General features: G+C 72.3%; 5 protein-coding genes. 1 reads left to right on the top strand and 4 read right to left on the bottom strand.

The window, feature by feature from the left end; genetic code table 11:
• Positions 1-193 precede the first annotated feature (193 nt).
• From ACFXGA_RS38205 to ACFXGA_RS38190, 4 genes are all read right to left on the bottom strand, one after another.
• The gene (locus tag ACFXGA_RS38205) at positions 194-3,085 is read right to left on the bottom strand and encodes a glycoside hydrolase family 9 protein (protein WP_378097429.1); all 2,892 of its coding nucleotides are present in this window, start codon (positions 3,083-3,085) and stop codon (positions 194-196) included.
• Between the two features lie 565 nt (positions 3,086-3,650).
• On the bottom strand, positions 3,651-4,160 hold the full coding sequence (locus tag ACFXGA_RS38200) for a carboxymuconolactone decarboxylase family protein (RefSeq protein WP_378097426.1): 510 nt from the start codon (positions 4,158-4,160) through the stop codon (positions 3,651-3,653).
• A 114-nt stretch (positions 4,161-4,274) separates the two neighbouring features.
• Positions 4,275-5,051 (bottom strand): AraC family ligand binding domain-containing protein, encoded by a 777-nt coding sequence (locus tag ACFXGA_RS38195; RefSeq protein ID WP_378097423.1) that lies wholly within the window; start codon positions 5,049-5,051, stop codon positions 4,275-4,277.
• Positions 5,052-5,078: 27 nt separating this feature from the next.
• Positions 5,079-8,222: an NACHT domain-containing protein gene (locus ACFXGA_RS38190; protein ID WP_378097420.1), complete on the bottom strand. Its 3,144-nt coding sequence runs from the start codon at positions 8,220-8,222 to the stop codon at positions 5,079-5,081.
• Positions 8,223-8,532: 310 nt separating this feature from the next.
• On the opposite strand from ACFXGA_RS38190, the gene ACFXGA_RS38185 reads away from it, so the two are divergent.
• A complete protein-coding gene (locus tag ACFXGA_RS38185; protein WP_378097417.1) occupies positions 8,533-9,585 on the top strand; it encodes a glycoside hydrolase family 19 protein in 1,053 nt (350 codons plus the stop codon).
• Positions 9,586-9,667 lie beyond the last annotated feature (82 nt).

Below are 9,667 nucleotides of genomic sequence, written 5' to 3'. Positions count from 1 at the left end.
TGCGGTCCGGCGCGTCGAACAGCAGCACCGCGCCCGCCTGGCGACCGGCGACCAGAGCCCTGGGCCGGGCGTCGAGGCGCGCGCGCGCGGGCGCGGGGGGCGCGGCGCGCCGCGCGGGGGGGGGGTGGTTGGGGCCCCCCCCCCCCCCCGGTCAGTCGGTCGGCCTGTGGTGCCAGGCCGTCCGCCCAGGAGGTCACCCCACCGTGCAGGGGTTCCCGTTCACCCGGAAGTCGGTCGGCGGCGTCGTCGAGCCGGAGCCCGAGGAGTTGAAGCCGACGTTCACCGACGCGTTCGGCGCCACGGTGCGGTTCCACGACAGGTTCGTCGCGGAGGCCGCCTGACCCGACTGGGCCCACGTGGCCGACCAGCCCTGCGAGATCTTCTGGTTGCCCGGGAGGGTGAACTCGAGCTTCCAGCCGTTCCACGCCTGGGTGCCGGTGTTGGTCACGGTGATGTTCACCGACATGCCGCTGGACCAGGTGGACGCCTGCCACACGACCCGGCAGTAGTTCGCCACGCCGTCCGACTTCGTCCGCACGGTCGTCTGCGGCGACATCGCCGACCGCAGGTTCGCGCCGTTCTTCGCGACCACCGCGAACTGGTACGCGGTGTTCGGCCGCAGCCCGGTCAGCGTCGCCGACGGGGAGGTGACCGTGGCGACCACCCGCAGCGCGTCGCCCTCGACGGAGATGACGTCGTACTCCTTGACGCCGCTCTCCGGGTCGGTGGACGCGGTCCAGGTCAGCTTGGCCCCGGTGGTGGTGATGTCGGACGCGACCGGCGCGCCCGGCGTGGACGGCGCGGTGGTGTCGACCGGCGGCGCGGTCGTGACCTTCTCCGCCGCCCAGTTGGCGATCCACGCGAACGCCGAGTTCCAGTTGACCGTGACCTCGTTGACCGAGTACGCCTCGATGTGGTCCACGAAGCACTTCTGCGACGCGCAGCCCTCCAGCAGGCGGGCCGCGATCGGGTCCTGCAGCCCGGCGTTCGGGCCGCCCGAGAGCGCGCCCGCGGGCGCGTTGGGCAGGGTCGGGTCGAGCTGGTTCGCCCAGTGCCGGTGGTGGACGTTCTTCACCGGCTGGTCGCCGTAGCCCGTGACGTACGAGTACGACAGCGGGTTGCGGCCCAGCAGGTAGTGCAGGCCCTGGAACACGCCCTGGCGGTACTTGGCCGCGCCGGTGAAGTCGTGCGCCAGCGCCAGCACCGAGATGTTGTTCGCGACGAGGCCGTTCGAGCCCCACACGTAGTTGCCGTCCGCCGGGCTGTACGGCGCGGGGTAGCCCTGGGTCGCCATCCGGGACAGGTGGGCGTCGGCCACGGCGGTGAACGCCGACTTGATCGCCGCGATGTCGGCGGCGGGCAGGCCGTTGGGCACCAGGGCCAGCGTGATGTCGCCCAGCGGGCCGGTGGAACCCCAGTCGAAGCCGTTCGTGTTCAGGCTCGCGCCCTTGTAGTGCGGGGACGCGGTCAGGTCGGCCCGGTAGGACGACTCACCCGTGGTGGTGAACAGCTCCGCCGCCGCCCAGTAGAACTCGTCGGTCAGGACCGAGTCGCTGTACGAGCCGCCGCCGGTGCCGTCGTTCGGGTCGGCGATCTTGTTCGGGTTCGCCTTCGCCGCCGCGTACGCCTTGGTGGCCGCCGCGAGCGCCTTGGCCGAGAACGTCGGGTCGATCGTCTTCCAGATGCGGGCCGACTGCGCCGCCACCGCGGCCATGTTCAGCGTCGCGGCCGTGCTGGTCGCGGACAGCCGCCGGGCCTGCGGGTCCTGGTGGGGCAGCAGGGGCAGACCGGTCCAGTTCTGGTCGTGGATCTTGTGGTGGACCATGCCGTCGGGCGCCTGCATCTTCAGCAGGAACTCGACCTCCCACCGCGCCTCGTCCAGGATGTCCGGCACGTTGTTGGCCTTCTCCGGGATGGCCAGCTTGCCGTCGCCCAGGGCGGAGGCGTCGCCGATCAGCTTCGCGCGCTCGTAGGTGTTGAGCACCTGCCACGCCGAGATGCCGCCGTTGACGACGTACTTGCCGTGGTCGCCCGCGTCGTACCAGCCGCCGCGCACGTCCAGCGTGTAGCCGCAGTTGAGGGCCGCGAGGCAGGGGACGTTGTTGTCACCCTGGTTCGGCGCGACGTTGAGGTGGCCGGCCGGGCGCGCGTACTGCGCCCCGACGTACTGCGCCTCGATCTCGATGCCGCTGCGGTTGTGGTAGAAGTACGCCAGCGAGTCGTAGCGCATCTTCTTGATCGCGTCGGTGCCGATGTCGAACGGGTAGCTCGTCTCCGTGCCGACGGTCAGCGTGTAGCCGGTGCCCGCGGTGTCGTACGACGAGAAGTCGATGAGGTGCGTGGAGTCGCCCGACTCGGCGTCCGCGCCCTTCGGCGTCGTCTGGCCCGTGGCGACCGTCGTGCCCGCGGAGTTCTTCAGCGTCCACGTCTGGGGCGTGGTCGCGGTGGAGGTGAGGGTCGCGTGCTTGGGCAGGCCCGGCACGTAGGCGACCTGGTCCACGTTGATCTTCTTCGCGGGCTGGCCGGCGTCGCCGCCCGGCGGCTTCACGCCGCCGATCAGGGAGACGTTGTCCACGCAGACGGTGGTGTCGGCGGCCTGCGCCCCCAGGTGGAACGTCACCTGGCCGGGACCCGCGTCGGGGAAGTCCAGCTCCGAGGTGAACGTGAAGCTGAAGTGCTGCTTCGTCGTGGTCAGCGCGATGTCCTGCTTGGCGATCTGCCGGTACGGGCTCACGCCCTCACCGGCCACCGCCGCCGCCGGCCGGGCCACCGAGGCGTAGGCGTCGAACGACATGGTGTACGACTGGCCCGCCTCGAACGGCACGCCGTTCTGGCCGATCAGCGCGTCCCACGGGTTGACCGTGCCGCCGGTGACCGTGGCGCACAGCTCGCCGTTGGTGAGCCGGTTCGTCACGCCGGCGCTGGCCCACCACGGGTCGAGCGTGCCGCCGCTGAACGTGCCGTTGATCAGGCGCTCGTACTCGGCTGCCTGGGCCGTACCCGACGCCAGCGCGCCGCTCACCGCCACTGCTGCGAGGACCGCGGTGGCCTGGCGGCGCCACCGGGGAGAGGGAAGCGATCTCATGGACTTGGGTCTCCTCCGTCTGCTCTGACGGTTGACGACGCTTCTGGGAGCGCTCCCTGGGAGCGCTCCCAGCGACTCTAGGGTGACTCGGCGCACAATCACAAGACTGAATTTGACCTCCAGTTAACTTGAGGTCACGCGCTGTGAACGTTCACTCGGGCGGCCCAAGGGGGAAGCGGGGGCGGCCGGCGTGGTCGGCGTGGTTCGGTGAGCCGAAGGCGCTGGTCAGCGCACACGGGGTGCGGCGGTGGGGTGGGGGACCGCGTTGCCCGGCTTCGGCTCGGGCGCGACCGGGCGTGCTCGGCACGCCGAGGGGTGGGGCCGGACCGCGGAGATCACCCGGTCCGGTCGTGCCGCGCCCGGAAGTGACGCCCGTGCGGGCGGCGGTGAGCGCCGACGGGTCGGGGCCGGCGTCGTGGTGCTGCCGCCGGGACCCGGGGCGGACCGCTTCGAGCGGGCTGCGTCGCCGACCCCGGGCCCCGGGCGGACCCTTGCCGCCCGGACCTCCGCGTCGTGCCGGTCGACCGCACGGGCAGCCGCCGGTGAGCGGGGTTCCGGCGCGCGGTCAGCTCATGCCGATGATCGCGGTGTAGCCGGCGGGCACGATCTTCTCCGCCATCCGCCGGTACGCCTCCGGCTCGTCCGGCGCCCACGTGGCCAGCCCGTCGACGTACCGGTTCGCCGCGCAGAACATCGCGGCGATCAGCACCGTGTCGTGCACCTCGACGTCCGTCGCGCCCCGCTCCTTCGCCGCGGCGATCAGGTCGGCGGTCACCTTGTGCCCGCTCTCGGTGACCGCCGTGGCGATGTCGAGCAGCGCCAGCATCTTCGGCGAGTGCGCGTAGTCCTCCGGGAGCTGGGCGGCGGCGAACGCGCCGTGCGAGCCCGCGCAGAACCGGCAGCTGTTCAGCTCGGAGACGTGGGCGGCGATCAGCTCGCGCTCGCCGCGCGACAGGTCGCTCGGCCCGCGCAACAACACCTCGGTCAGCTCGCTGAGCGGACGCCCGGTCTCGGGCCGGTAGTTCATCAGCCCGGCCATCCCGGGCAGGGCGTTGTTCAGCTCGATGTGCGGCATGCGGTCAGTGTCCGGAGTCGCGGGCGTCGGGGCGACCGGCGATCGGACCAAACTACAACACAGTTATGCAACGGTGTCACGGTCGGCCGGACGTGCCTGCCGCCCGACGTCCCGTCAGGTCGCCGCGCGGGCGTAGGCGGCGGGCGTGATGCCGTAGCAGCGGCGGAACCAGCGGGTCAGGTGCGCCTGGTCGGCGAAGCCGGTGAGCGTGGCCGTCTCGGCCGCCGTGCGCCCGGCCGCGAGCAACCGCCTGGCCTCGCGCAGCCGGCGTTGGCGCTGGTACTCGCTGGGGGACAGGCCGTACTCGGCGCGGAACGCGCGGTAGAGCGCGAAGCGGCTCAGCCCGGTCGCCCGGGTGAGGGCCGCGGTGGTGAGGTCCTCGGCGTGGTGCGCCTCGATGAGGTCGCGGGCGGCGGAGGGGTCGCCCGGCGTGCCGGTCGCGGCGGGCAGCGGCATGACGTGGGCGGCCATCGCGCGCACGGCGTGCATCAGGTGCTCGTCGCGGGCCAGGCTGGTGCCCTCCTGGAGGGCGGTGTGCAGGTGGCGCAGCGCGTCGGCCAGGCGCGGCGAGTGCACCACCGGGTCGCGGAACAACGGCAGGCGCGGCAGCAGCTCGGCGACCAGCGACGGTCCGATGTGGACGATCCGGTAGGTGAACCCGTCGTCGGACGCGGTCCGCCCGTCGTGCGCCTCGTCGGGGTTGAACGCGAGCACCTCGCCCGCCGCGCTGGTGTGCGTGCCGCCCCGGCAGCGGAACGCCTGCGCGCCCTGCTCCGTCACGCCGAACGAGTACGCGTCGTGGCTGTGCCGGTGGTAGCGGTGGGAGGTGAAGTGCGCGTGCATCGCCTCGAGCGGCCGGTCCGCCGCGCGCCAGTACCGCGTCCACTGCACCGGGCCATTAAACCTCCCGCCCGGCGCTCACTCCTGCTCGACGAGCCGGGCGAGGTCGTCGAGCACCTCTTCGCTCAGCGAGCGGACCTGGAGCCGGGTCGTGGCGCGCAGTGGCCAGGCGTCGAGGAGGGGGTGTCGGGGCGTGCGTCGGGCGGCCAGGCTGGGGCACGCGTCGCGGAGGAGCAGGCCCGGGTCGTCGTCGGCGCGCCGCTGGGCCTGTTCGATCTCGCCGACGAGGTTCTCCAGCGCGAAGCGGACGTCGGGATCGCGCGCGATGCCCCGGGCGCCGAAGCGCTCCACGACGAAACCGACCGCCGTCGTGCTGCGGGCGCGGGCGAGCAGGTCGAGCGCCTGGTCCGCGGTGCGGGCACGACCGGCGGGTCGCAGCAGGAAGACGCCGCTGCTCGCCACCAGCGCGGTGAGCAGGACCACGAGCGCCAGGCCGCTGAGCCAGATCACCACGGGCACCAGCACAGGCACGCCGAGGACCAGCGTGACGGCTCCGGTGGCGACCGTTCCCGCGACGCCGACGGACACCAGCGCCTTCCCCAGTCGGGGCAGCCGGGTGCGCAGCAGTCGTGCCACCCTGTGCCGGGCCGCGGGCCAGTCCCGCACCTGCCCGAGGCGGGCGCGCGACCACCGCGGTACCCGGTAGCCGCCCACGACCACCAGCAGCAACGGCAGCAGCGGCCACCACGCGGGGCTGGTGCCGATCCCCGTGCGGCTCGCCCAGATCACCGCCGCGGGCCACAGCGCGCCGAACAACCCGAGGGCCAGCCACCCCGCGATCGAGTACCACCCCAGCAGCGCGGCCACCTGCGTGGTGACCAGCAGGCTGAACACGGCGTTCGTCCCGAGCAGCACGGTGGTCGAAGTCGCGGCCAACAGCCGGTACTCGGGCAGTGCCGCCCGGGACAGGGCCTTGTCCAGCGTGCCCCCGCCACCCGTCGCGGAGGCGGTCCGGAACGCGGCCGAGATGACCACCGTCACCACGGTGACCAGCATGAAGCTCCCGAAGACGGCTCCCATCAGCCGCTCCGCGACGCCGAGGGACTCGTAGTGCGCGACGAAGTCGACCACCGGGACCAGGAAACCGCCCGCCGAGAAGGCCAAGGCGATGGGCATCGCGATCGACAGCAGGTTGAGCAGGTTCAGGAACTCCGTCGGTCGTGAGAGCCGTTTGACCTGCGCGACGGTCGACGCGCGCTTGCGGTGGACGTCGAGTCCGGCCGCGAGGCCGAGGAGCGCCCGGCGGATCCGGGCGCGCAGCACGGGGTTCAGTGCGGGCAGCGCCCCCGCGGTCCGGAAGGCGGCCTCGCGCAGGTACTCGTTGCGCGACCGGAACGCCTCGGTCAGGAGCCGCTCGGTGACGGTGGCGGTGGCGAGGTTGGCGAACGCCAGCGTGCGCCGCTTGTGCAGCCGGTGACCCTCGGTCCACGCCCGTTCCAGCACCCGGTCGACCAGTCCGCGGATCTCGTCGGTGACCGCCGCCGGGTGCGTCTCCAGCCCGGTGGCCAGGATGCCGAGCAGGTGCAGGCAGCCCGCGGGCCAGCGGAAGGGGCCGGCCCCGTCGACTTCGTCGGCGTACCGCCGGAGCCTGGCCGTGGCCTCGTCGGTCAACGCGGCGACGGCCTGCCCGTCCTGGACCTGGAGCAGGGTCACCGCGGTCTCCCGCCACCGGTCGTCGTCCAGCAGCGCGTCGACCGTGACGCGCCCGGGTGCCCCGATGACGACGCAGGTCGCGAAGTACTCCTGGAACCTGCGGTGCACGAAGGAGAACGTGGTGTCGCCCGTCGCGTTCACGTCGGTCCGGCCGAGCTTGGTGTACTCCAACGCCTGGAGCACCGTGCCCAGCAGGCGCGGACTGACCCGCTCCTGCGCGGGCGCGGCCCTGATCAGCGCCTCCCGTGTCGGCGTGAGGCCCATCCTGGGCACGGAGGCCATCAGGAAGGATGCCTCCTCCGCCCCGGCGCGCACGAAGTCGGCCGTGATGCCGAACCTGGCCTCGATCCGCGCGGCGTCGCGGCGCAGCCGGTGCGACAGGTAGTCCTCGAACACCGTGTGCGACGCGGTCGGGAAGGTCGCGTTGTTGCGCATGTGCTCGCACAGCAGGCCCAGGAACATCGGGTTGCCCGCGAAGGTCGAGACGTCCCGCGACGCGGTCGCGAGGCCGGCCCGCATCGCCCGGTCCACCCGCCGGTCCAGGTCGGCGCGGGTGATCAGCCGCTGCTGCTGGCGCGGGGACAGGCGCAGGATGCGGAACCGGGTGAACTGCCGGATGTCCGGGCTGCTGAAGTCGCGGGACGCGACGATGCCGCGACAGCGCCCGAACGGGCCCAGGAAGTCGGCGATCGCCTGCGCGTAGCGGGGGGCGACTCGGCGGGCGTCCTCGGCGGACAGGATGTCGGGTATCTCGTCGAAGGAGTCGAAGAGGAACAGCCAGGTGCCCTCCTCCAGGCCGCGGTCGAACTCGGTGTCCAGCACCTCCTGGACGTCTCGGCTGTTGGCCTCGTCGAGGGTGGCGAGGACGAACTCGCGGACCGCTTCGGCGGTGATGTCCTCCGGTCGCACGTCGAGCTGCTTCAGGTTCAGGTACAGGGGGATCGTGGCCTTGATGTCCCGGCTGGTCGACGCCCGGCGGGTGAGGAGCCGGGCCAGGTGCCTCAGGGCGACGCTCTTGCCCGCGCCCGGCTCGCCCTCCAGCAGCACCAGTCGCTCGTCGCTCTTGCCGAGCGCGTGCGACAACGAGCGGACGCGCCGCAGGGTCGAGCCGCGCACCGGCAGCAGCTTCCGCGCCCACTGCCACCGCCTGCTGTGCTCGATCTCCACTTCCGCTTCCAGCTCGGCGTACTTCTCGTCGCGCCAGTCCTCCTGCAGTTCCAGGTGCCGCAGCCGGTCGTCGAGGTGCTGCGCGAAGAGTTGCCGCCGACGCCGCCTGCGCCGCTCGTCGGCCAGCCGTCCGCCCACCAGCCAGCGGACGACGTTCCACGACTCGTGCAGAACCGGCGTGACGGTTTTGACCGCGGTGACGACGACGCCGAGCGCGAGGACCGCCAACAACGCTTTCAGGAGCCATTCCGGGGCCTCGACACCGAGCGGTTCCAGGTACTTGCGGAAATCGTCGAAAGGGTTCCCGGCCTCGGCCGGGGCGACGGGGTTCGGTGGCGTCATGGCAGCGTCCCGGGGGTTCGAGCGCCTCGCGCAGTCACGGGACATATCGAGCACGCGCGAACTTCGTTACGCCGCCGCACAAATGATTCGTCGCCGATGGTCCTGCCGAATTCCGGTTCCACCGACGGGCGTGGAGAACGGTGGCGCGGGCGCGGACGGCGTTCGGCCGACCGTGTGAGCGCTCCCACGGGACGTGGGGAAAGTTCGCGTTCGGGCTTGACTGGTGTAGACCATTCCGGTTGAGTGGCCCCCGTCACACGTCCGAGGGCGCTCGAACGGAAAGAGTGATCTTGTGTCGAGATTCCGCGTAGTGGCGGCGATCGCCGCCTTCGTGGTCGGGGCGGCGCTGACCGTCGCGGTGGCCAACACCGCCGCCGCGGCCGCCTGCGCGTCCGCGTGGTCCCCGTCGGCCGTCTACACCGGCGGCATGACGGCGTCGCACGCCGGGCGCAACTGGCAGGCCAAGTGGTGGACCCAGAACGAGACCCCCGGCTCGGCCGCCGTCTGGGCCGACCAGGGCGTCTGCGGCGGCGGCACCACGCCCCCGCCGTCGTCCTGCGACCACCCGGCGTGGGTGCAGGGGCAGTGGTACCCCGCCGGCAGCATCGTGCGCTACACCGACGGCAGGTTCTACATCGCCGAGCACGATAACCCGGGCTACGACCCGACCATCAGCACCTGGTACTGGGAGCCCTACACCTGCGGCTCGACGCCGACCACCACGACCAACCCGCCGGCGACGGGCGGTTTCGTGGTGAGCGAGGCGCAGTTCCGGCAGATGTTCCCGAACCGGAACCCGTTCTACACCTACGCCGGGCTCACCGCCGCGCTGAGCGCGTACCCCGGCTTCGCCAAGACCGGCAGCGACACCGTGCGCAAGCAGGAGGCGGCGGCGTTCCTGGCCAACGCCAACCACGAGACCGGCGGCCTGGTGCACATCGTGGAGCAGAACCAGGCCAACTACCCGCACTACTGCGACGCGGGCCAGCCCTACGGCTGCCCCGCCGGTCAGGCGGCCTACTACGGTCGCGGTCCGATCCAGCTCAGCTGGAACTTCAACTACAAGGCGGCGGGCGACGCGCTCGGCCTGCCGCTGCTGACCAACCCGTGGCTCGTGCAGAACGACGCCTCGGTGGCCTGGAAGACCGCCCTCTGGTACTGGAACACCCAGTCCGGTCCGGGCACCATGACCCCGCACAACGCGATGGTCAACGGGTACGGCTTCGGCGAGACGATCCGCAGCATCAACGGGTCGCTGGAGTGCGGCGGGCGCAACCCCGCCCAGGTCCAGAGCCGGGTGGACGCCTACCAGCGGTTCGTCGGCATCCTCGGCGTGCCCGCGGGCAACAACCTGTACTGCTGAGCCGCCGGGCGGGGGGGGCGCGCGGCGCGGCCCCCCGCCGCGACCCCCGGCGAGGGGGGGCCGCCCCGCCCCCCCCAACCAC

Source organism: Actinosynnema sp. NPDC059335 (assembly GCF_042752395.1).
Classification (GTDB): domain Bacteria; phylum Actinomycetota; class Actinomycetes; order Mycobacteriales; family Pseudonocardiaceae; genus Actinosynnema.
The sequence above is the reverse complement of the archived record's forward strand: the minus strand, read 5'-3'. Positions and strand labels throughout refer to the sequence as shown.